Origin of the sequence: Brasilonema sennae CENA114 (assembly GCF_006968745.1) — a bacterium.
Classification (GTDB): Bacteria; Cyanobacteriota; Cyanobacteriia; order Cyanobacteriales; family Nostocaceae; genus Brasilonema; species Brasilonema sennae.
In genome coordinates, this window is record NZ_CP030118.1 from 436,935 (window position 1) to 460,866 (window position 23,932).

Annotated in this window: 18 protein-coding genes and 1 pseudogene; all 19 read left to right on the forward strand. The window is 46.3% G+C overall.

The features are described from left to right. Positions 1-42 precede the first annotated feature (42 nt). The 19 genes and pseudogenes from DP114_RS01790 (at position 43) to DP114_RS01875 (ending at position 23,802) form a co-directional block, all read left to right on the forward strand. Positions 43-2,325 carry a CHASE2 domain-containing protein gene (locus tag DP114_RS01790; protein ID WP_171975292.1) on the forward strand — a complete coding sequence of 761 codons (2,283 nt, stop codon included), beginning with the start codon at positions 43-45 and terminating at the stop codon, positions 2,323-2,325. A 1,113-nt stretch (positions 2,326-3,438) separates the two neighbouring features. After that, complete coding sequence (locus DP114_RS36500; protein WP_417281512.1) at positions 3,439-3,561, forward strand: IS1/IS1595 family N-terminal zinc-binding domain-containing protein; 123 nt, start codon at positions 3,439-3,441, stop codon at positions 3,559-3,561. 121 nt (positions 3,562-3,682) lie between these two features. Continuing rightward, positions 3,683-4,459: pseudogene (locus tag DP114_RS01795) on the forward strand (GMC family oxidoreductase); the annotation flags it as partial. Positions 4,460-4,706: 247 nt separating this feature from the next. Beyond that, entirely contained in the window at positions 4,707-5,045 is a 339-nt protein-coding gene (locus tag DP114_RS01800; protein WP_246163028.1) for a hypothetical protein, read from the forward strand. 200 nt (positions 5,046-5,245) lie between these two features. Continuing rightward, positions 5,246-5,710, forward strand: coding sequence for a peptidoglycan-binding domain-containing protein (locus tag DP114_RS01805; protein ID WP_169268684.1), 465 nt, complete (start codon positions 5,246-5,248; stop codon positions 5,708-5,710). Between the two features lie 138 nt (positions 5,711-5,848). Beyond that, complete coding sequence (locus DP114_RS01810; protein WP_318284532.1) at positions 5,849-6,133, forward strand: DsbA family protein; 285 nt, start codon at positions 5,849-5,851, stop codon at positions 6,131-6,133. A 433-nt stretch (positions 6,134-6,566) separates the two neighbouring features. Beyond that, the gene (locus DP114_RS01815; protein ID WP_171975295.1) at positions 6,567-7,157 is read left to right on the forward strand and encodes a Dps family protein; all 591 of its coding nucleotides are present in this window, start codon (positions 6,567-6,569) and stop codon (positions 7,155-7,157) included. A 395-nt stretch (positions 7,158-7,552) separates the two neighbouring features. Continuing rightward, on the forward strand, positions 7,553-8,548 hold the full coding sequence (locus tag DP114_RS01820; protein WP_171975296.1) for an alpha/beta hydrolase: 996 nt from the start codon (positions 7,553-7,555) through the stop codon (positions 8,546-8,548). Positions 8,549-8,772: 224 nt separating this feature from the next. Further along, complete coding sequence (gene fumC, locus DP114_RS01825; protein WP_171975297.1) at positions 8,773-10,173, forward strand: class II fumarate hydratase; 1,401 nt, start codon at positions 8,773-8,775, stop codon at positions 10,171-10,173. Between the two features lie 122 nt (positions 10,174-10,295). Then, positions 10,296-11,939 (forward strand): NAD-dependent malic enzyme, encoded by a 1,644-nt coding sequence (locus tag DP114_RS01830; protein ID WP_171975298.1) that lies wholly within the window; start codon positions 10,296-10,298, stop codon positions 11,937-11,939. Between the two features lie 329 nt (positions 11,940-12,268). Continuing rightward, complete coding sequence (locus tag DP114_RS01835; protein ID WP_169265134.1) at positions 12,269-12,655, forward strand: DUF6130 family protein; 387 nt, start codon at positions 12,269-12,271, stop codon at positions 12,653-12,655. Between the two features lie 89 nt (positions 12,656-12,744). Then, positions 12,745-13,305: a cytochrome P460 family protein gene (locus DP114_RS01840; protein WP_169265133.1), complete on the forward strand. Its 561-nt coding sequence runs from the start codon at positions 12,745-12,747 to the stop codon at positions 13,303-13,305. Positions 13,306-13,515: 210 nt separating this feature from the next. Next, entirely contained in the window at positions 13,516-14,025 is a 510-nt protein-coding gene (locus DP114_RS01845; RefSeq protein WP_169265132.1) for a DUF1003 domain-containing protein, read from the forward strand. Positions 14,026-14,533: 508 nt separating this feature from the next. Next, the gene (locus tag DP114_RS01850; RefSeq protein WP_171975299.1) at positions 14,534-16,237 is read left to right on the forward strand and encodes a thiamine pyrophosphate-binding protein; all 1,704 of its coding nucleotides are present in this window, start codon (positions 14,534-14,536) and stop codon (positions 16,235-16,237) included. Between the two features lie 48 nt (positions 16,238-16,285). Continuing rightward, positions 16,286-17,938, forward strand: a complete 1,653-nt coding sequence (locus DP114_RS01855; protein ID WP_171975300.1) for an NAD-dependent malic enzyme — start codon at positions 16,286-16,288, stop codon at positions 17,936-17,938. A 314-nt stretch (positions 17,939-18,252) separates the two neighbouring features. Continuing rightward, positions 18,253-19,758 (forward strand): NHLP bacteriocin system secretion protein, encoded by a 1,506-nt coding sequence (locus tag DP114_RS01860; RefSeq protein WP_171975301.1) that lies wholly within the window; start codon positions 18,253-18,255, stop codon positions 19,756-19,758. Positions 19,759-19,786: 28 nt separating this feature from the next. Continuing rightward, entirely contained in the window at positions 19,787-19,963 is a 177-nt protein-coding gene (locus DP114_RS01865; protein WP_169265128.1) for a hypothetical protein, read from the forward strand. Positions 19,964-20,039: 76 nt separating this feature from the next. Continuing rightward, entirely contained in the window at positions 20,040-22,310 is a 2,271-nt protein-coding gene (locus DP114_RS01870; protein ID WP_216669962.1) for an aromatic acid exporter family protein, read from the forward strand. A 103-nt stretch (positions 22,311-22,413) separates the two neighbouring features. Beyond that, positions 22,414-23,802 (forward strand): mercuric reductase, encoded by a 1,389-nt coding sequence (locus DP114_RS01875; protein WP_171975302.1) that lies wholly within the window; start codon positions 22,414-22,416, stop codon positions 23,800-23,802. Positions 23,803-23,932: the final 130 nt, after the last annotated feature.

Below are 23,932 nucleotides of genomic sequence, written 5' to 3' on the forward strand. Positions count from 1 at the left end.
TAAACACCAGAGAAAACTCGCCAAGGCGATCGCATTCATCTTATGTGGGCAAAGCTGAAACGGCAAATTTGGCGATGGCGCGGGGTGCTGATAACTGTTCCCAGCATTACTGGAGGATTGCTGATTTTGGGCTTAACAGGTGCATTACAGTTCATGGAGTTAGTAGCGCTTGACCAGATGTTTCGTCTACGCCCCTTTGAACCTCCCGATCCTCGGATTGTCCTGGTTACGGTTGATGAATCGGATATTAAGCAGCTAAGACAATGGCCTATGTCTGATGCAGTGCTAAGTCGCTTAATCTCATTGCTCAAACAACAGCAGCCCAGAGTCATTGGTCTTGATATATTTCGAGATTTACCTGTAGAGCCTGGTCATCAAGAATTAGTTAACGTTTTCAAGTCTACACCCAATCTAATTGGAATTGAGAAAGTGATTAAAACGGCTCAAGGTGAAGTTATTCAACCATCGCCCATCTTAAAACAGCGTGGTCAAGTTAGTGCAAGTGATCTCTTGTTAGATGCTGATGGAAGGATTCGCCGCAGTTTGCTGTATTTGAGAACTCAAGATAATCAATCCATATTAACGCTTGGAACAAAATTAGCGTTTGCATATCTTGAGGGTGAAGGCATCACCCGCCAACCCGTTAACTCTAATCAGAATCAGTTTCGGTTGGGTCGAGCAGTATTCACTTCCTTGCAACCAAATGACGGAGGTTATATTGGTGTTGACAATGGAGGATACCAAATATTATCAAACTTCCCCAGGTTTAGGAATGGCTTCCGCACAATTTCGATCACGGATGTGTTAAAGGGACGAATGCCACGGCATTTTGTGCGCGATCGCATTGTCATCATTGGGTTAATCGCAGAGAGCGTTGAAGACCGCTTTTTCACATCTTACACCACTAACTCAATTGCAGCACCTGCTGGTGTTCAAGTTCACGCTTTGTTAACGAGTCAATTGCTAAGTGCTGCCGAATATGGACGCCCTCTACTGCATGTTTGGTCAGAACCCTTGGAGTGGCTGTGGATCATTCTTTGGTCAATAATAGGATCTGTCATAGGTTGGACATCTGTTTCTCCTCAACGGACAGCATCTGGAGTTATTTTCTTTGGCATTGCTCTTTTAATCAGTGCATATGTGCTGTTTCTAGCAGGTTGGTGGCTTGTTATCATTCTACCCCTCCTTGCTCTTGTAGGATCTGCCATTACGAGCAATGGCTACCTGATGTGGGAGAATCTCAAGGAGTATGCACGAACCCTAGAACAAAAAGTGGAAGAGCGTACCCTGAGATTAAAACAGGAAATCGTTGAACGAAAACAGGCACAAGAAACGCTTAGTCAGCAGAAACAACTCTTACAAACAATCGTTGACAATATCCCTGTGATGATTACGCTTCATGATAGACAGGGGCGAGTAGAGTTCGTTAATCGTCAGCTAGGACAGATATTAGGGTGGTCAACCACAGATTTGAATAATATTGACTTGATTGCTGAATCCTGCTTTGATAAGGAGCAGCGTCAGCAAGTTTTAGACCATATGTTAGCGGCTACTGGGACATGGTTAGACGTAAAAATTAGAACAAAAGACGATAACTTTGTAAACACCTCTTGGGCAAATGTTCAGTTTTGTGATCGCCTGTTTGTTGGTATTGGACAAGATATTACTGAACGGCTTGACGCCGCGCTACGCGAACGTAAATTGGCTGAGCAATCATCTATTCTTGAAGAACGCAACCGTATGGCACGGGAAATTCACGATACCCTAGCGCAAGCTTTTACTGGTATTCTGCTTCATGTTGGAGCAGCAAGTGAGCTGATTGGGAAAAATCCAGATGCTGTACAGGTACACATGGAAACTGTAGATGAGTTGGCTCGCACTGGTCTGGCTGAAGCCCGACGATCCGTTGCTGCACTCCGTCCTCAACTGCTAGAAGAAGGGAACTTGTATAATGCTCTCAACCGTCTTACGAGTCAAATGAAATCTTCCACGGATATCCACCTCCATTGTGAGGTGATTGGCACGGCATATCCTCTATCACCAAATGTTGAGAACAACTTACTGCGGATTGGACAAGAAGCATTGACAAATGCTATCAAATATGCTAATGCTCATGAAATTTGTATTGAGTTGGTGTATGAACACAAGCAGTGCCTTTTGCGAGTTAAAGACGATGGACAGGGGTTTGAGATTGACAATATATCGTTTAGAGGTTTTGGTTTGTTAGGGATGAGTGAACGGACTGAACGCATTGGAGGTGAATTAATTATCAACACTCAACCCACTCAAGGTACGGAAGTCGTCGTGATTGTGAACCGAGAGTAGGCGTCATAAGTGTCACCAGATTTAAAATTTGTCAGAGTCTGGAAGCATCAGCGAGTAATTTAAGCCCTGTTAAATACTTCTGTGCAAAAGAAAATCAAGACTTAGGGGACTTCCAAAAAATATCCAATCATCAATAATGATAATCATTGTGATGGAGGGGAGCCACTGCGTTGGAGAGCCAGCGCGAATGACGGCTCTCCAACGCCAGATACCTACGGAGGGAGACCCTCCTATGGCACAAAGTGCCACGCTGCGCGAACAGTACTGGCTCCTCCGTAGGCGTCTGGCGTCCGGCTTTCCCGGCTTGTTCGCCTTTGGCGTCTCCCCTTGGGAGATAGCATGTGGCGTTTTCCCGACCTAGGCGACGGGTGTTCGCCCAAGCCGCGTGCGCTTTGCGCATACCCGAAGGGTATGTTTATTTCTGCCGACGTGTACTAGTGTAATTAGTCACAATGTATAGGAAACTAGAGCAACCTTCAATTTCACTGGAAAACTTTGAACTTCCTATGAAGTGAAAATTATCACAAGATAATCGTTGGGCAGGGCTATTTCATTCTAAATAAGCCTAGACGAACGGGCTAATGACACCAAGGTATCAACGGTCTTAACTGTCTGAACTTCGTAATTCTCTCTCTAATGATCTATTCTTATTGACTGTCTAAGTAGGTGGGCGCTAAAAAACACAACTAAATTAAGAAATGTAAATCGCTTAAAAGCTTCTTTTTAAAAGATTTTTGGCGCTTTACATAAGTTAACATAGTTCGATTTAATCATGCCTACTTACTTACGGATGGATTTTTGGTTTCTTTCATCCTGAAGGTGCGCCCCGCACATGGGTTGCTGACAACAAGCCGCTCCGCGTCTACGCACTCAAGCTGTGATTGTTGTGGTGAGGCGAAGAATTGTCAGTTTGTAAAACGATTAGCACTTCAGTTGGAATTTGGATTCCAACTTTAGTTGGAGCCAACGTTCGATTTTGAGATAGACTAATTGATCAATCACTTTATTGAACAAAAGTTTCAACTTTAAGTGGACGACAAATTAGAGCTAATTGCATATATTTGAATTTATGCAAACACAGATATAAGAATTCTGGCGTTGGATAATTAAGGGATGAACTGTCCTAATTGTGCATCCACTCATAACCGTAAAAACGGGCGTTATTGTGGTAAACATAACTACATTTGTGTCAAATGCGAGCACCAATTTGTCGAATTATATTCAAAACGAGGTTAAGTAAATCGGCATGGAAAAACCAAACTATGTAAAGATAAATAAATACGGATAATGTATCTACCGAGGTGACTGAAAATATGGGTGCTCGTCTAAGGGTATTCCTGACTAATGAGCAAAACAAAACCGTCACGATTACGATCAGTGGCAGGAGTTAGGCAATCCCGGTTGGAGATACTAAGATGTATTGCCATACTTCAAAAAGTCTGAAAACCAGCAATGGGGAGCATCCGAATTCCATGGTGTCGATGGAGCGTTGAGCGTTACCGATCCAATTGCCCCTGCTGTGACATCACAAAGATTTGTAGAAGCAACCGTTGCACTGGGTTATGGACGCAATCCTGATTTCAAGGGCGCGCAGCAAGAGAGAGCTGAACTGTATCAGTTGACTATCAAAGATGGTAAGCGGCACAGTACGGCGGCAGCGTTTTTAGTACGTATTTTGGATCGCCCTAACTTAACAGTTACTACTGGTGCGTTAGTTACTTGGTTATTGTTTGAGGGAACGCGCAAGGTAGGAGTGGAATACATACACCGGGGAACGATACACCAATCCTTTGTACAACAGGAAATCATTCTCTCTGGCGCGTTCGATTCGTCCAAACTGCTGATGCTCTCTGGGATTGGCAATGCAGAACACCTGCGATCGCTCGACATTCCCGTAGTTGTTAATTTACCTGGTGTCGATCAGAATCTCCAAGATCACCTTACTGTCCCGGTGGCACACCAGGTAACTGTGGATCTGCAACCTGCTCTAACCAGCAATATCGCGGAAGCCGGATTGTTTTTACATACTGAGAGTAATTTGAGTGTTGCGCCAGATTTGCAGTTTTTCTCTGGTCCTGTTTTGTGGGCTTATCGTCAGACATCGTCTAACTATCTCAATTCACCTTCTATTAATGGAGTTGTTTTCATGATTCATCAGTGGAGTATCGCCTCTATGTGCGATTGCGCGGAGCAAAAGACGCTTGAAGGTTTATCGCTGCTCAAAATTCGCTCCGCGTTGCCAGTGTGGGAAATATTCAACGCTCAAAACCCATTAACGCTTAATTGCACAGTAGCTGTTGAAGCCTCACAAAACTACCATATCTTTAACCATAGGAAAAACTATGAAAACACCACTGAAAAAATTCACGTTACTCCTTGTTATGACAATCTGTGTTTGGGCTAATTTCTCCTTAAGAGCCTCTGCTGATTCTACTGCTGGTTTAATCCTCAGTATGAGATGCCAGGGTGGATACAATATCAATGTTTGGAAAAAGCATTCTTCGGGTCAACTTCTCTACCGCGCTACCAGTTCCAACGGTAATTTGAGTTTGGACGGAGGAACGAGCCAAGCTACAGAAGGGGTTCGAGTGTATAAATTTCCGAATGGCAATTATGAATACTGGGTGTGGGATGGCACGCTAGATAGTCAGCAGTCTGGAACTTTAGAGGTGTATAAAAACAATCATATCCTCATGCGACAGGCTTGTACGAAAGGTTGATGAGGAGTAAGTGCTGCCCTCTAGGAACTCATCTTCAGTTCAAACACAAATTAACTCGCTCATGATTCAACAAGTGTCATAGCAACACACCGGCATTTGATTCATGGTGCGATACACGGAGCGTAAAGCCAAGGGCTTGTCGTTATTACAGTTTCACGTTCAAATCTTGTCAACCATTACAACAAAACAGGAGAATTCCAATGTCTGATACAACACAAACAAAAATCGTCGTTCTTCAAAAAGGTTCAACCGGACCAGAAGTCACAGACCTACAATACATCTTACAAATTCGCAAATTTACTCTAAATGCACCTGATGGCATTTTTGGTCCGCGCACCGAAGCCGCCGTTATCCAATTTCAGAAGTCTAAAAACCTAAAGCAGGATGGTGTTGTTGGCTTACAAACTTGGGCAGCAATGCAATATGCTTGGCCGAACAATCAACCTGGAACTTTCTTGAGAGAGGGGGATAGCGGCAATGCAGTTCGGCTGATGCAAGAAGCGATGGTGTCAAAGGGAATAAATCCAGGTCAACCCGATGGCAAGTTTGGTCCTAGAACAAAAGCTGCTGTGATTGAATTTCAAAAGAATGGCGATGGCGAACGCGATTCCAATATTGTAGGGGTTGTAGGTCCGCTGACTTGGGGCGGCATCTTGGGAGACTAGTTAGAGCATTCACTCAAACTTAAGTTCAGTTAGATAGATGCGATCGCCCTTTATGCGATCGCTTCGTAATTCCTCTTTGTCACCCTTTCAGCCTGATTCATCCCACAAATATGCAACACGATTTTATCTTCAGCGATCATTCAAAGACAGTTTTGGCAAATGCATCAGATGCTGTTTATCCATCAACAGGAGTTGGGAAATGGCTATCTAGTGGAGTATGCCAATCGTTTGGGACTTGATATTTGTCAATTTTTGCAGGATTTATCCAAGGGAGCGTATGTCGATCGTATCAATGCGGACATCGAAGGTGGACAGATAAGTGGAGTAGAGGCTGCACCCGCTTTGTTTATTAATGGAATTCGCTATCTTGATCGCTGGACTGTTGAGCAGATAGTGGCAGCTATTGTTGCTGCAAATGATTGAGGTTTTTGGTGCTTATCCTAACTTCTATACGCACAACAAAAACCAGAGATTTTAGCAACTTAGCAAGAATACAGAGGCGATCGCCAGAGCACCGTTTGAGCAATCCGTTGAAGACATTGCCTGGAAAACGATCCCCTCTTGGTATCTGGTGACTCAAAGTGATCGTGCTATCAACCCTGAACTTCAGCGTTTTATGGCTAAACGAATCAGCGCTAGGACAACTGAAGTCCACTCCAGCCATGTTTCTTTTATAGCAGTTGCCAGGTAGATTAGGACATCAACTAATGAGAAAACACGGAAACCACGGGACAATCACACGCCTGCTCCCTGCTATATCTCTCATCCAAGAGCGGTTGCCAAAGTGATTGAAGTAGCAAGCACTGCTGTGAAGTAGTTGGACAAATATTGAATACACAATCAAGGAAATCTAATTATGCCCACTCAAAATACAGGCAAAATAACTCAAGTCGATGCTAGTCAACCCTTGCTGCATCAGCATGGATATGAAATTCAGCAGTACGGTACTCTGCGCGATCTGCCAATCGTTATCGACCCCAGCGCCCGTAGCGAAAGCTGTACTTTGGTCAATCAAATTCTGGCAGATACAATCATTCTCTACCATCTCTATAAGAAACATCACTGGTTGATGCGTGGACACACGTTTTACCAACTGCATTTGTTGCTCGATAAACATGCCAGTGAGCAAATTGAGTTAATTGATGCACTCGGTGAACGGGTACAAACATTGGGAGGTGTGGCAATCGCTGACCCCCGTCATGTGGCAGAAGTCACTAAGATTAAGCGTCCTCCCAACGGCGTTGAAGAAGTGCCGGTGATGTTGTCGCGATTGCTAGAAGCCCATGAATTGATCGTTGGGGAATTGAGAGTGGCGATCGATAAAACGGCAGCGAATCAGGATAGTGGCACTAACGATTTGTTAGTCAGCCAAGTCCTGCGAACCAATGAGACACAAGTTTGGTTTCTGGCAGAACATTTGGTGGATACACCATTGGTACGCAGTTAGCCTCAGCCATTCAACAGCAAGGGACAAATGCCCACTCTTGGTCACTTACATCACTCGGATTTTTTGTTCCATTCCTTTAGTTTATTTAGCCTAACAAGTTCATAACACGCTCTAGCCACCAGTAATATCGTGTCCGGTTAAAGACTTATCATGAAGGCTGCAAGAGGGCAGGGGGAAGGGAGCAGCGGGAAAGGATTTTCACTCTTTCTGCAAAGATTTCGGAATAATAACTAATCAACCGAACTTGATATAACAAATAGTTTCGGCTGGGCAACGATGTTGGTAGAAAGTGATTGCCATTTCACAATTACTGCTGATCAAGCATCACTGTTAAATCCATTCACTTAACAGTGCCATTTCAACAGATTGTTTACTACTTATCAAAGGAGAGTGTCATGGTTGCTCAAGTAAACTCACAATCAGCAAAAATTTTGGAAGTTGCAGATGATCCACGTCTTTCCAAAGGAGTAAAGGAATTCTTGAAAGTGCTGAATTCAGGGGGTGTGGCGCTGGAGAAACTCACTCCAATCGAAGCACGTCAATTCCTTGTGGATGCACAGACTTCCGTTCCAGTAGACCTTTCAGGCATTGAAGAGTCCCAAAAGACGATTACTGCTGAGGGTTATTCAATTACCCTCAATATTGTACGACCTGAAGGGGTCAAAGGCACATTGCCCGTTTTCATCTTTATTCATGGTGGTGGTTGGGTGCTGGGTGATTACCCAACACACAAGCGCATGGTTCGCGATCTGGTTGTGCTTTCAGGATTTGCAGGTGTCTTTGTCAATTACACGCGCACGCCAGATGCTCAGTATCCACGAGCGATTAATGAGATCTATGCTGCGACAAAATGGGTTGCTGAGCATGGTGAGGAGATTGGAGTGGATGGCAAGAATCTGGCAGTCGTTGGCAATAGTGTCGGCGGCAACATGACAGCTGTCACTGCTTTGAAGGCGAAAGAAAAAGGAGGACCACACATTAAGCTGCAAATCCTAATGTGGCCTATTGTAGATGCTGATTTTGAAACGAATTCTTATCATCAATTCGGCGACAAGCGGTTCTTGACTGTACCAACGATGAAGTGGATGTATGATATGTACATCGCTGATCCAGAAAAGCGCAAAGACATTTATGCTTCTCCCTTGCAGGCGACGGTTGAGCAACTCAAAGGCTTGCCAAGAGCATTAATTGTGGTTGCAGAGAGCGATATCTTGCATGACGAAGGCACAGCTTATGGACGCAAGCTCGATGAAGCTGGGGTCGAGGTTACAACTGTGCAGTACAACGGCATGATTCATGACTTCGGGCTATTGAATGGTTTAGCTGAGTTGCCAGAAACCCGTTCTCTGTTTGTTCAAGCAGCAGCTGAATTAAAGAAACATCTGCAATAGGATGCGATCGTTTCCCGTTATGCCAAACTTCGGAGGTTTAACCCCTTATACCGAAATATCATATCTCATTTTTAGTACAAACCTCCGAGGTTTGCGTAAGTCTTGAACATGCGGCATAACAAGTCAATCTCGACTGGTCATTATTGAATTAAGGCAGAAAACTAATAGATACAGCTTCTAATCTGCTCTTAGCATTTTCAGTGAACTATTTACCAAGATTGATCATGACTGCAATTCGCATTGAAACCGATAGCCTGGGTGAAGTCAAAGTTCCCAGTGACAAACTCTGGGGAGCCCAAACCCAGCGTTCGCTCGAACACTTCAGCATTGGAGAGGACTTAATCCCACGCGAGATGATTGTTGCCTATGCGGTACTCAAGAAAGCAGCGGCGATTGTCAATCATCAAGCTCAACGATTAGGTGACGAACAAAAGAATCTAATTTGCCAGGTTTGTGACGAGATTTTAGCAGGACAACACGTCGATCAGTTTCCTCTACATGTTTGGATGACAGGCAGCGGTACGCAATTCAATATGAATGTCAATGAAGTGATTTCTAATCGTTGCTGTCAACTCGTCGGAAAGCCATTGGGCAGTAAAACACCTGTGCATCCAAACGACCATGTGAATATGTCGCAATCATCCAATGATTCATTTCCGTCTGCAATGTATATTGCAACAGCACAAAGAGTAAATGAAGCGTTGATTCCGGCTGTTAAAGTATTACAAAATGCGCTAAATTCTAAAGCAGAAGACTGGAAAGATATTGTTAAAATTGGTCGTACTCACCTTCAGGATGCTACTCCACTCACATTGGGACAAGAATTTTCGGGTTACGTAGGCTTATTAGACGGTAATCTAGAGCGTTTAGCCGATAGCTTGAAAGGAGTATATCAACTAGCGTTGGGAGGAACGGCAGTCGGCACAGGAATTAATTCAACGCCTGAGTTTGCAGAAGCCGTTGCAGCAGAGATTGCTCAACTCAGCGGGCTACCCTTTGTCAGTGCTCCTAACAAATTTACGGTGCAGGGTAGCCATGATGCGCTGGTGATGCTTAGTGGAGCGCTGAAGACTTTGGCAACCTCTTTGTACAAAATTGCGAATGATATTCGTTTATTGAGTTGTGGACCTCGCTGTGGTTTTCACGAACTGGATATTCCTGCCAATGAACCAGGCTCATCCATTATGCCTGGTAAGGTGAATCCAACCCAGTGTGAAGCTCTGACAATGATTGCAGTACAAGTCATGGCAAATGATGTAGCAGTGACGTTTGGTGGGGCGAGTGGCTATCTGGAGATGAATGTTTATAAGCCAGTAATCATTCACAATGTCATGCACTCGATTCGGATTATCAGCGATGGATGTCACAACTTTAGTCGGTTTTTGGTGACAGGAATGCAGCCCAACCAAAAACAAATTAGTGCCTTTGTGGAGCGATCGTTGATGTTAGTAACGGCTCTCAGTCCGATGATTGGGTACGACAAAGCCTCGCAAGTGGCGCACTATGCCCTCAATCATGATCTGACGCTAAAGGAAGCTGTGTTAAAACTGGGTTACGTTTCTGCTGACGAGTTTGACCGAGTCGTTGATCCAGCTAAGATGGTTCATCCTTATGTTGCAAAGTAAACATTAGACCTCTTTCAAATCATGGTCAAAGCCCGCACACAACCTAATCAAAAAATTGAATTGGAAAGAAGTTTCTTGAACTCAATTGATGTGACAAGTTAGCACCTGAAGGAGTTGAAGTAATGAACTACGAAATTAACCGGAACGGCAAACGCGGAATTGAACTTCTCCATGATCCATCGCTGAATAAATCTACTGCCTATACAGAGGCAGAACGGCAGGCGTTGGGACTGGTGGGGCTAGTTCCTGATGTCACCGAATCGGAAGATCTGCAATTGCGCCGCGTGATGCAGCAGCTTGGTCATAAGAACACCGATCTTGATCGCTATATTTACCTGATCAATTTGCTCGATCACGACGAAACCCTATTTTTTCGGACGATTATGTCAGAACCAGCACGGTTTTTGCCGATTGTCTATGACCCGACAATCGGAGAAGCCTGCCTCAAGTTTGGATATATCTTTCGGAATCCCAGAGGAATGTATGTGTCGATCGAGCGGCGAGGGCAGGTGAAGAAAATTCTCCAGAATTGGCCAGTTAAGGATGTGAGAGTTATTTGCGTCACGGATGGAGGACGGATTCTTGGATTAGGCGATCTGGGTGCGAACGGCATGGGTATTCCGATTGGCAAACTGCAACTTTACACGGCAACTGCTGGAGTGCCGCCTACAGGACTGCTGCCCATCTACCTGGATGCTGGGACTAACAACGAACAATACCTCCACGATCCGCTGTATTTAGGTCTTCGCAAGACACGTCCGTCAACCGAGGAACTGTACAGCTTCGTCGATGAATTTGTGGATGCCGTACAGGAAGTGTTTCCTAAATGCTGTATTCACTTTGAAGACTGGACGGGAGTTGATGCGGTACATCTGTTGGAACGTTATCGAAACAAAGTATCTTGCTACAACGATGATGTGCAGGGAACAGCAGGGATTACCCTGGCTGGTATGATTAACGCAACGAAACTCAAGGGGACACAACTTAAGGATGAGAAGTATTTGTTCCTAGGTGCAGGATCAGCGGCGATCGGTCTGGCAAACCTGCTCTGTACAGCGCTCGTGGCACAGGGAATGACGCTGGAAGATGCCCAGTCACGGGTGTCTATGTTCGACATCAACGGCTTGCTGGAACCAACCCGCACGGATCTCGTGGATTTCCAGAAACCTTATGCACATTCGCATCCGCCAACTAAAGACTTTGTAGCTGCTATTGAAAGCATCAAGCCCACGACCATCATTGGGGTCAGTACAGTTGGTGGTGCTTTCACCCAACAGGTAGTTGAAACCATGTCGCAGCTTAATGATCGCCCTGTAATTATGGCACTGTCGAACCCGACTGAACATGCAGAATGCACACCTGAGCAGGCGTATACCTGGTCGAAGGGCAAGGCAATTTATGCGGCTGGAGTGCAGTTCCCACCCGTTCACTTGAATGGTCAAACCTTTCTGCCGGGACAAGCTAACAATTTCTACATCTTTCCAGCGGTTGGGTTAGCGATCTATGCTACAGCAGCAAAGCGGGTTTCTGATGAAATGTTTATTGAAGCAGCAGCAGCGGTTGCCGATCAGGTGCCGGAAGACCTGTTGAAGCAGGGACTCATTTATCCGCCGCAGTCGAACATCCTGGAAACCGAGATTAAGACCGCAATACGGGTGGCAAAACTGGTGTTTGACAGTGGACTGGCACGGGTTGATCGCCCTGCCAACATTGATGCATTCATCCGTCAGCACGTTTACAAGCCGGAGTATAAGACACTCGTTTGAGAAAATTTGATTATGTTGCTAACGCCGTTCTTTCTACAGGCAACTAGCCTCGAAGAAACGGTGATAGCTTCTCGGAGCTATGACTCTGCACCTGTTCAAAGGGATCGTTCTTAGGACTTACGCACTGTACAGATTGAGCATCATGTGTATGAACGCGCATTCAATGGTTTGCGACCACAACTTGTAAGGTGGGCAGTGCCCTAAAATTATGTCTAGATTATCAGGTTTTACTCACCACTGCCCACCCTACAGTCTAAAGAACATATTTGAGGACTTTCGTCAATCCGTAAGCTTTAGTTCTATAAATTACTTTGAAGTATTTACCCACTATGAACACTCACACACCAAGCGCCAAGGACATCATCGGTGCATCCCCGTTGTTCGCGATCGAAAACGAAGCACCTGCCAAGCTGATTGTTGATCCACCGCTTCCCGAACCACTGTCCCAGGGTCGTGTCTTCATCCAGTATCGGACGGAGAACCTGCGCGTGTTGCCAGTGTTTGGCAAAGGTGCCCTCGATGTATCGCCGCGTATCGGACACATCCACGTTACCGTCGATGATGCGTCCTGGCACTTTGCCGATGCCAGCGGTCAAACGATCATCCTGGTTGGACTGAAACCTGGAGCGCATAAGGTGTTGATCGAATTAGCTGACCCCACGCACAAAGTCATTACCAGCGAAACAGTAACGTTCACGCTGCCCGATGCTAAGTAAGGAGAGAACGGCAGAGACTGAATACGACAATCGATTTTTAGTGCAAGCGTAGTAAAGATTTCATAGCCATTTTTGAAAGGGTCTACTGTATGAGACGGATTGCTTTATTGCTGGTTACAGTTGTAATGGTCGCCAGCGTGGTTGCCTGCATGGTTCCACCATCTCAACACGCTGATGCACAGCCCCCCCCATCTCAACACGCTAATGCACAGCTCCCCCCGGTTCTCGGAGACAAAATCCCCCCCGGATACCGCTACTGGCCGTTGATCTCCGTGGCCCGCGAAAAAGGCGACCTCAACGATATACGCGCCAAATTGGGCAATGACGTAGCGATCAAGGCATACCGGGAAGGAAAACTTCCCTTCCCGGACGGCACAATCATTGCCCGGCTCGCCTGGAATTACGTCCCGTCGGAGGTAAACGACCAAGCCTTTGGCCATTTCCAATCTTTCGTAGCTGGGTCCCCCAAGGAGAAGGAGGGGGTTCAGTTTATGGTCAAGGACTCAAGAAAATACGCCTCGACCGGCGGCTGGGGGTACGCTCAATTTAACGACGGCAAACCTGGCAACGTGGCGGTACAAAACAGCTGCTTTTCCTGCCACACGTTCGTCAAAGATCGCGACTTTGTCTTTACGAATTTCGCGCCTTGAAGGCCGAAGGTGTGTTAGCTAATGTCGTGAGTTTCAGAAAGTAATGATTTAATTTATGCTCACAACCCGTTTCTATTGCTGCAATGGATGTGTATCGTTGGCGGCATAGCCCAGATTAATTTCAGTTTCATTTTCAGTCTTAAGAAAAATCGCTAAAATGCTTTTACAATTTGAGTTTTAAAGATTTTAGGTAAAAATCGTTGAAATGCTATGAACTCTAAACAACCCATAAGCAGTCAAGTCACTCCAGCCGAATATCAACTGTTGCTGAAGTTGCGGGAGCAAGATCCTGCTCAAAATCCACCTAAGCTGCGTTTGTCTTTCGGAGAGCGCATTGCTGATCAGGTTGCCACCGTTATGGGTTCTTGGCGTTTCATCATTGCTCAAAGCTGCTTTCTGGCAGTTTGGGTGATTCTGAATGTTGTTGCCGTGGTTAGACACTGGGACCCTTATCCGTTTATCCTGCTGAATTTAATGCTTTCGTTTCAAGCTGCTTATGCCGCTCCCATTATTATGATGAGCCAAAATCGGCAAGCTGCGATTGACCGACAAGAAGCTAAACACGATTATGAAATTAATATGAAAGCCGAATTGGAAATTGAACTTTTACACGATAAAATCACGCTTCTAAAAGAAGAGGAAATTGCAGAACTTATTAAGCTGGTACAAAAGCAAAATCAACAAATAGAGCAGTTAAAAACATTTTTGATACAAAGATAAATCAACGATGCTTGATGGGTGAGTTTGTCAATCCTAAATGGCTTAAGATGATGGCTTGGACAATTGCTGTCTTGATGGTTGGACTCAATAGCTGGTTACTGATTCAAGTCGCAATAGACGGGATTAAGTTTTAATTGCAGCGTCTCCCTTTGTGCGCATCATCTGCTTGCTCTCCCTTAACTTTTAGATGCACCCAAATTAAGGTGGATGCTGAACCTGAACTTAAGGTGGATGTCATGCTAATACCTGAGGTGGCTCAAAACGTGAACTCTGAGGTGACGACAGATTTGAGTTTGCCCTTTAGATTAAGAACATACAAACAGTTGTAGAATTAAAGAAAAGAGATGTCACAGTGCCGCTTGTACCGTGAATACTCTTGCCTACTGAAACTACGAGTAACCTGAAGTTTGCCGCAATCATTTGTGAAACATAACTGCAGATGACTGTTGCGATCTAGTAGTAATGGCGCTAGATAAGGTTCGATACTATCAAAGATAAAGTTTTTGACATGAGTAATTTGAATCAGTTTGGCACCTATTCTAACATCGGCACGTACCTGGCTGAACTTCTGCAAACGATCAAGATAGAGCACTATTTCACCGTTCCTGGTGATTACAACCTGGTTCTCCTTGACCAAATGTTAAAGAACCCTAATTTGCAGATGATCAACTGCTGTAATGAGCTTAATGCCGGATATGCAGCCGATGGCTATGCTCGCAGCAAGGGAGTATCGGCAGTGGTGGTCACGTTTACGGTTGGAGGGTTAAGCTTGGTGAATGCTATAGCGGGTGCCTACGCTGAAGATCTACCTGTGATTGTGATTTCCGGCGGACCCAATTCCAATGATCGCGCTCAGCACCATCTGATTCATCATTCCACTGCTAGCTATGATTTCAATCAGTCCTACCGCATCTTTCGAGAAATCACTGCCGAAGCGGTTGTGATTCGACACATTGAGGATGCTCATCGCCTGTTGCATCGGGCGCTAGAAGCCGCTATTCAGAAGCGTAAACCCGTCTACATTGAAATTGCTTCCAACTTGGTCACTGTCCCACTTCCCAAATCTGTACCATTGCAGCTCAAACGTCATGTGGAAAGCAATCCTGTCGCATTAGAAGCAGCAGTTGCAGCGGTTGCCGCTAAGCTGAATCAGGCGGTTAAACCTGCCCTGGTAGCTGGGGTGAAATTACGGGCGTTTGAGGCGATCGATGCGTTTCATAAACTCGCTGACCGTTCTGAGTATGCGGTTGCGGTCATGCCGAACGCCAAAGGCATGTTTCCTGAAACTCATCCCCAATACATTGGCTGCTATTGGGGACAGGTCAGTAGTCCTGGCTGTGCCGAAATCATTGAATCCTGTGATGCTTACTTGTTTGCAGGTCCCATCTTTAACGATTACACCACCGTTGGCTGGTCTGTGCTGATCGCTTCTGAAAAGCTAATTGAAGTACAGCCCGATCGCGTGATATTGAATGGACAGGAATATGCTCAGGTCTACATGCAGGAGTTTCTCGCTGCTCTAGCCGAGTCCATTCAGCCCAATGACACCTCTTTCAAGGCATTCAAGCGTATTCATGAATCCCCTTTGCCTGCTCAAGTTCTGCCAAACGAGGCTCCTTTGACTACGCGGACGATTCGCGAACAAGTTCAGTCCATCCTGACCAGCGACTCGGCGCTATTGGTGGAAACGGGAGATTCCTGGTTTAACGGGCAGAAAATCACGCTGCCCGATGGCTGTCTCTACGAGTTTCAGATGCAATATGGTTCGATCGGCTGGGCAACCGGAGCATTGCTGGGTTATGCTCTGGCACTGAATCAACAAAAACGAGTCATTGCCCTGATTGGAGACGGCTCATTTCAACTGACGGCTCAGGAAGTCTCCACCATGATTCGTTATGGGTTAAATCCAATTATTTTTCTGATCAACAACCGTGGCTACACGATCGAAGTGGAAATTCACGACGGTCCTTATAACAACATCAAAAATTGGGACTATGCCGGTCTGGTGCAGGTCTTCAATGCAGGTGAGGGCAAGGGCTGGAGCCGTCGAGTGCAAACAGTCGGTGAACTGACTGAAGCCATCGAGCAAGCTCAAGCTCATCAGGGATTAGCTTTGATTGAATGCATCATCGATCGCGATGACTGCACCAAAGAACTGCTGGAATGGGGTAGCCGAGTTGCGGCGGCGAATAGTCGTCCCCCTCAGATTTAACAAACTAAAGAACTAACCAAAGAATTAATCACAACAAAAGGTAAAACCATGATTCAAACCATTGCGAATACCCAATCATCTCAACTGCACGGTTCCGATATCCTCCACAACCCTCACCTGAACAAATCTACGGCCTTCACCGCAGCAGAACGCGAGTCACTCGGCTTAGTTGGACTCCTGCCAGAGGGATTGGAGAGCGAGGAAACTCAGATCCAACGGGTGATGCAGCACCTCGGACACAAAACGACCGATCTGGACAAATACATTTATCTCTCCGCTCTACAGGACAATGAGGAAACCCTGTACTTCAAAACGCTGATGTCCGATCCAGCCCGCTTCATCCCGCTGGTCTACACCCCAACAGTGGGAGAAGCCTGTCAAAAGTTCGGACACATTCTGCGGCGACCGAAAGGGCTTTACCTTTCCATTACTCACCGGGGACGGATCAAGGAGATCCTGCAACATTGGCCTGAGCGGGATGTGCGCTTTATTGTTGTCACCGATGGCGAACGAATTCTCGGTTTAGGCGATCTCGGTGTCAACGGCATGGGCATTCCGATCGGCAAACTGTCCCTTTACACCGCTTGTGCAGGTGTGCCACCCCAGTACACCTTGCCGATTACCCTGGATGTTGGCACCAACAACGAGAGCCTGCTGAGCGATCCGCTGTACCTGGGTTTGCGACAGCCTCGTGTGCGAGGGGAAGACTATGATGCGTTTATTGAGGAGTTTGTGACAGCAGTTCAGGATGTATTTCCCGGTTGCTGCATTCAGTTCGAGGACTTTGCCAATATTCACGCGATTCCAATTTTGGCACGCTATCGCGATCGCGTCTGCTGCTTCAATGATGATATCCAGGGGACGGCAGCAGTGGCAGCGGCGGGAATCCTGGCTGCCCTTCGTCTCACAGGTGGAAAAATGTCTGAGCAAACCTTCCTTTTTCTGGGAGCAGGCTCGGCAGGTACAGGCATTGCTGATTTATTAGCTCAGGTGATGATGCAAGAAGGACTGTCGGCAGAACAGGCTCGCGGTCGCTGCTGGCTATTTGACCGCAAAGGATTGCTCCAGTCCAACCGGACTGATCTGGCTGACTTTAAGAAGCCTTTCGCCCATCCCCACGCTCCTATCGATGACTTTGCTGCCGCGATTGCTGATCTCAAGCCCACCGCAATTATTGGAGTCAGCAGCTTGGCAAAAGCCTTCAACCAGCAGGTAATCGAGACAATGGCGCGAGTCAATCAGCGTCCGATCATCTTTCCATACTCCAACCCTACCTCGCATTCAGAGTGTACAGCGCAAGAGGCGTACAAGTGGTCAGAGGGGCGGGCGGTGTTTGCCAGCGGCAGTCCTTTTCCACCTGTGAAGTATGGAGATAAAACCTTTGTTCCTGGGCAAGGCAACAACGTCTACATCTTTCCCGCGATGGGAATGGCAGTTTACGCGACTCAAGCCAAGCGAGTCACCGATGAGATGTTTATCACAGCAGCGAAGGCGTTGGCAGAACTGGTTTCACCCTCTGACCTGGCAATGGGGCTAGTCTATCCGCCGCAGTCAGAAATTTTCAAGACATCGTTGCACATTGCTCAAAAAGTTGCTGAAGTTATCTTTGCGAAAAATCTGGCTGGAGTGCCAAAGCCAAGCAATCTGCAAGCTTTCATTGAATCGCAAGCCTACACACCTGAATACAGAAGCCTTGTCTAACGCTGCACCTGTTCATCTGGCAATCCACTTTACAGCCATTTTCATGTAAACAAACCACAGTCATAGGGGTGCTCTTGCTTGCGCCTTTACAAACGGTGTGGTTCATTTAGGCAGATCCAAAAAATAAAATATCCCACCGTACTCGTTATCGGGTGTGCAAAACGGTTATTAGTGTTGGAGCAAGCGCCTTTCAGGCTGGGCGACCGCGGGATATTTTATTACTGGTAAGTACCTTAGGTGAAAACTGCTATAATTAACCATCGACACATCTAAAACATTACCCCCAACTTTTGTCAGTCAACCAGGGGCTAACAATGGAATCACCTGACACATCAAGCAACGTACAGATGCCTGTTCAACAGGGTGGACAGCACCCAGAATCATCAACGGGAGTTTTGGACAAGAATAAACCCGAAATTAAACCTGATCAGTCTGAGTCGGGACTTCAAAAGTCAAACGCGGTTGAAAAGAGCGGGGAAATTCGGCTGCGATTACTTCCGGTTGGAGTGCTGTTCATCGCCTTTGTCCTTTGGGGAGTGTTTGGGAAGATTCCCAATCGGGCTGAGGGACGGGCAGGTATTTTGATTCCTCGCTCCAGCATTGCGATTCAACCGCGTGAAGGGGGTCGGGTATTGGCGTTGAATATTCGACCAGGTGATACTGTAAAGATTGGGCAAGTATTAGCAACGATGGAGTTTCCTGAACTGGAAACAGAATTGCAAGACAAGCGCGGTCGCCTTGCAGATCTCAAGGCACAAAACAACCAAATTGGTTCCGTTCAAACGAATCGTAGTCAACTCAATTCAAGCGCTGTAGCACAGAAGCGTCAGGCAAATTTGGGTCAGATTGAATCGCTGCGGGTGCAATTGGCGAGCAATCAGAGCCAGCGAGAAGCGTACCTCGATCACCTCAAGTACCTGCATAGCTTTAAAGCATCTACGGATGAGAGACTCTCCGCTTACAATGCTTTGGCAAAAGAGGGGGCTGTCCCTCGGATTGGATTCCAACCGTATTTCTTTCAATTCAGTCAACAAGAAGTTGCCAACTCAGTGAACCAGACGCAAGTCGCCCTCGATCGCCTCAAGGGAGAAGATGAGAACCTAAGAGCACAGATGCAAACCCTGACAGCAGCGAATGAGGCACTGACTACCGAGAAGCGCAGTATCGACCTGCAAGATACCGTCAGTGATGTCACTCGATATAATGCGATTTCCGACCAACAACGCGATATCAACACCTTACAAACTAGAATTCGTGCCAATAGCCAGGTCGTCAGTCTCTACAACGGTAAAGTTGAGGAAATTTCTGTCAATTCAGGTGAAGTAGTGCCTCCGAGTGGTCGCATCGGCAGGCTGGCAGTCGATAACCCCAATGCCAAAGTCAATGTGGTGGCACTGTTCAAAGTGGGTGATGCAAAGCAGTTAGCACCAGGAATGGAAGTCGAAGTTATTCCTGATTTATACGATCGCGAACGCTATGGTGGCATCGTTGCAAAAGTCATTCAGGTGGCTCAACAGCCAGTCACCGCATCCGAATTATCCAATCTGGTCGGCAGTCAGGATCTGGCAGAGAAGCTGTTATTGGGACGCGATAAGGACGATCGCGATAAGCCTCAACCGATAAACGCCAGCGTGACGAAGGTGATCCTGGAACTCCAAACGGACTCTCATACACCCAGTGGCTTTAAGTGGACTGAAGGTAAGGGAGCACCCAGAGCAATTACAGACGGGACAACTGCTGATGTCAATGCTGTAATTGAGGAGCGATCGCTCCTTAGTTACTTAACTCCCGCTTTTCGTTGGATTACGGGAGTATACTGATACTAATTTTTAATTGGAGCCGAATGCTATGCAACATTCTAATAGACGGGCGAAGTGGTGGGCTTGGTGGCTGAAGTGGTGGGTAATTGCAGCCGCGATCGTGTTTATCTTGATGGTCTTTAGTGAGCCACCCCAGCTTTGGTTCTGGTTGGTCGCGTTTTTTGCGCTACTTCTCTATTCTGTTGAACGCGCAATCAACGAGTAAATAAAAGATCGCGTCCTACAACCTCGAAAACGATGGGTCACATTTCCGGCTGAAGTTTAGAGGAGAAGCAAATTCTTTGGATACTCAGTACTCAACGATCATCAAACAGGGATTGAAATTTTCACTTGGTGCTGCCCTACTGGGTAGCTTTTTCTGGCATCGGGCAGATGTATTAGATAACTATGTTTATCCCGTTTTTGGCTATGTCTCCGTTCTGATTGAACCCGCCGCAGGGGGCGCAATCATCGCGGGTCTGGGACGAGTCGGCGGCAGTGCCTTGGGCGGATTCATCGCTGCTGTCTTAGTGAATTCATTTGGTCTTTATGGCTCAGGCTTATTTATCATTCCGCCGATTACTTACATCCTATCTGCCTTAATTTGTGAAACCTATCGCTGGCAGGCAGCCTATTCTCAAGCAACATTGCTGGGAGTGCTGATTGCAATGAGATCAGTTGGGACATCAGATCAGCAAAATATATGGCTGTACCTCAAATCACGTTTGATTGATAACTGGATTGGCGTTGCGGTGGGAATTGCCGTAACCCTGCTGTTTTGGCGACAGGATACTCGCACTGAGTTAACCAGAAACTTGAAACAGTTTTTGCAGGGTGTACCTCATTTGTTTCACTTAATTGTGAATCAGTATGCCATGTCTCCCCAGTTGGAGAATACCGAAAATAATCATACTCCTGTTCTTCCCGCCTTTGTGCCGCCAGCCTCGCTACTCAGTCGGCTGACAAAAACCACACAAGCCAGCTTGACAACTTTGACAAAAGCTGCTTATGAATTTCAGAGTCAGACGCTAACGGAGGAGAATTGGAGTGCAATTTTAACCAGTCAAAGCCAGCTTTCCCGCCAATTGGCAGATATGCTGGCTCTTGCCGATCAAAATGAGCAAACGTTAGCTCGTCAGTTTAGGGTTGAATTAAATCAGTTTGCTCAACATCTGGAAAAAAGCTGTGATGAGTTAAGCACGTTAGCGCAGCGAGTAAAGAGCGAAGCGCAGATCGCCAATACGTCCCATTCTTTTAATCCTGATCTTTCTGAACTAGAGCAAGACTTAGCCATTATCAAAGATAAACTTAATCACCTGCGCTCCACCGGAGAAATTGGCGAATACAACATTTCAGAAACATTGCGATTCTTTCAATTGCTCCAGCTTCTGATCCAATTTACCCAGGAGTTGCGATCGCTGCAAAATCGACTGCTCTATAAAGCGAATGTTGCTGCAACCCATCAGCGAAGGAAACTCTTGACCTTCCCGAAGCGCACGTCTATATCGATGAAGCGGGCGATCGAAATTGTTGGTATGGGCATTGCGATCGGAATGGTAATCGCCATTGTTCACCATATCGATTTCCCCTATCCTTCTGCATATGAGACAGGGGCTGAAGTTATTATTGTTGCCCTAATTACAATACTCGTTCAACCGACACGGGGAAGGGCGATCGCGCTCAGTCTAGCTGCCGTCATTTGTTTCTGGATCAGCCTTTTCTTGATCTATCTCCTGGCTATTTCCTTTGGCTATAATCCTATCACCTGCTGTGTGGTTTACTTTTTTATTTATGTCTGCTGTGCCTTATTGGGATTTACCCCGATTGCTCGTGTGGGTGCCATTATTGCAGCCGATTGGCTCGGAAAAGACATTTTCCCTTTCTTTTATGAGGGACTAGCAGCGGTGGTAATTGCCATTCCCTGTGGCGTGTTGATTGCTTTATTGATTACAACCGTATTCATGGGTGGCTCTGCTGCAAATGGATTAGAAAAGAGTTTTGCTCAAACCTTTAAGCAACTTGGACAGCTCTATCAATCTCTGTTAACAACTTATCTTCAGGGTGCAACCCCATCCCTAGAAATCACTCAACTGAAAGCAACCCTTGCAAAGACGATTGCTCAACATCCAATGGGTTTAAAGGTTGCGGGTCTTGAGCAAGGTTCGGGTGGATTGGCAACCAAGCATAAAAATCTTTGGAATTTCTTGCTGGGTTACGAACAAACGCTTTTTGCCCAACTTGGAACATTGGCAGATGAATTGCAACAACCGATGCCCGATGCGATTCGACAACAGTATTTATCAGAACTCCAGGCGATCGCCCAGCAAACGGTCGATGCGTTTAATCAACTATCGGCAATGATTACCGCTCCAATGCTCCCGCAATTCTCTCAGGGATCATCCTTAGTCCGGGAAATTGAATCGATTGAACAGCACCTTTTGAGGCGGCGAGTTGAAAGTCGAAGCTATCCCCTCGAACAATTAATCGCGTTCAGTTCCACCTTTATGACGATGAAAGCGATCGCCAGTAATCTGAACCGAATGAGCCAGACTTTACCAACCTATGCTCAGTAGGGTTATGACTACATTGTAATTGGTGCAGAGGCAGGCTGTATTGTCGCCAATCGTCTGACGGAGGACAGTTTCACAGAGGACAGAGAAACATGAGGAGACATAAATGAACAGTGAATACTACGATGACATTGTGATTGGCGGCGGCAAAGCGGGTAAAACACTGGCACCTGCATTAGCTGCGAATGGACGAAAAATCGCTCTGGTAGAACGTAGCTTAACCATGATTGGGGGTGGTTGCATTAACATCGCCTGTATTCCCACTAAAACGATGGTGGCAAGCGCGGAGGTCGCTCATACAGTGCGGAACAGCGCGGCTTATGGCGTGAAGACCAATCAACCCACCGTTGATTTAGCAGCGGTCATCCAACGGAAGCGATCGGTTGTGTTAGCTGCGCGTGAAATAAATTTGCACAATTTGGAAGGATCTCTGGGTGAAAATTTGATCATTGGTACAGCACGATTTGTTGATGCTAAAACGATCGAAGTCACAAATGCCGCAGGCAATACTGGTTTACTTGCCGCAGAACGGTTGTTTATCAATACAGGCACACGACCGTTGATTCCACCCGTACCCGGACTCAAAGAAACTGGGTTTTTGACAAGTGAGTCGATCATGGAGCTAAAACAGTTGCCTGAACACCTGATCGTTCTCGGTAGTGGCTATATTGGTTTAGAGTTTGCCCAGATGTTTCGGCGCTTTGGCTCTCGCGTTACTGTCATTGGGCAAAGTGAGCAAATCCTGTCACAGCAAGATCCAGATATAGCGATCGCAGTTCAAACATTGCTGGAACAAGATGGTATTGAATTCTTGCTGAAGGCAAAGGTGTTGAGGGTCGATTACACTGGTAATGAAACCATCCTTCAAATCCAAGTTGCTGATCGTGAAATCACCCTCCAGGGGTCGCATTTGCTCGTCGCCGTTGGTCGTGCGCCCAATACCGATAGCTTAAATTTAGCTGCTGCTGGTGTGGCAATCAATACACGCGGATTTATTCAAGTCAATGATCGCTTAGAGACGAACATTCCGGGGATTTGGGCGTTAGGCGACATCAACGGCGGCCCGCAATACACTCATATATCGCTCGATGATTATCGCATTCTCAAAGCTAATTTAATTGATGGGGGCAACCGTAGTACACGGGATCGATTGGTTCCATCCTGTCTGTTCATCAATCCAGAACTCGCTCATGTGGGTTTGACTGAAACTGAAGCACGGCAACAAGGATATGCTATCCGCGTGGCGAAGGTGGATGCGTCAGCCGTTCCTAGAGCGAAAACACTCGGTCAAACCGATGGACTTCTGAAGGCGATCGTAGATACAGATACAGGTCATATTCTAGGGTGTTCCCTGTTGTGTCATGAAGCAGGTGAAGTGATTTCAACGGTGCAGATGGTGATGCAAGCTCATATGCCCTACACCGTTCTGCGCGATGGTATTTTGACTCATCCCACGATGACCGAAGGGTTAAATATATTGTTTTCCAAGTTGTAAGGAGACAGCAATTGCAGCCCAAGGACTTATCAAAGAAACGACATTTCACTCTTGAAGGTCAATATACAACCACAGACAACTGCCTACTTTATCCCCTTGTTTTCTGCCGGGAATGCGGACAAGATTACTA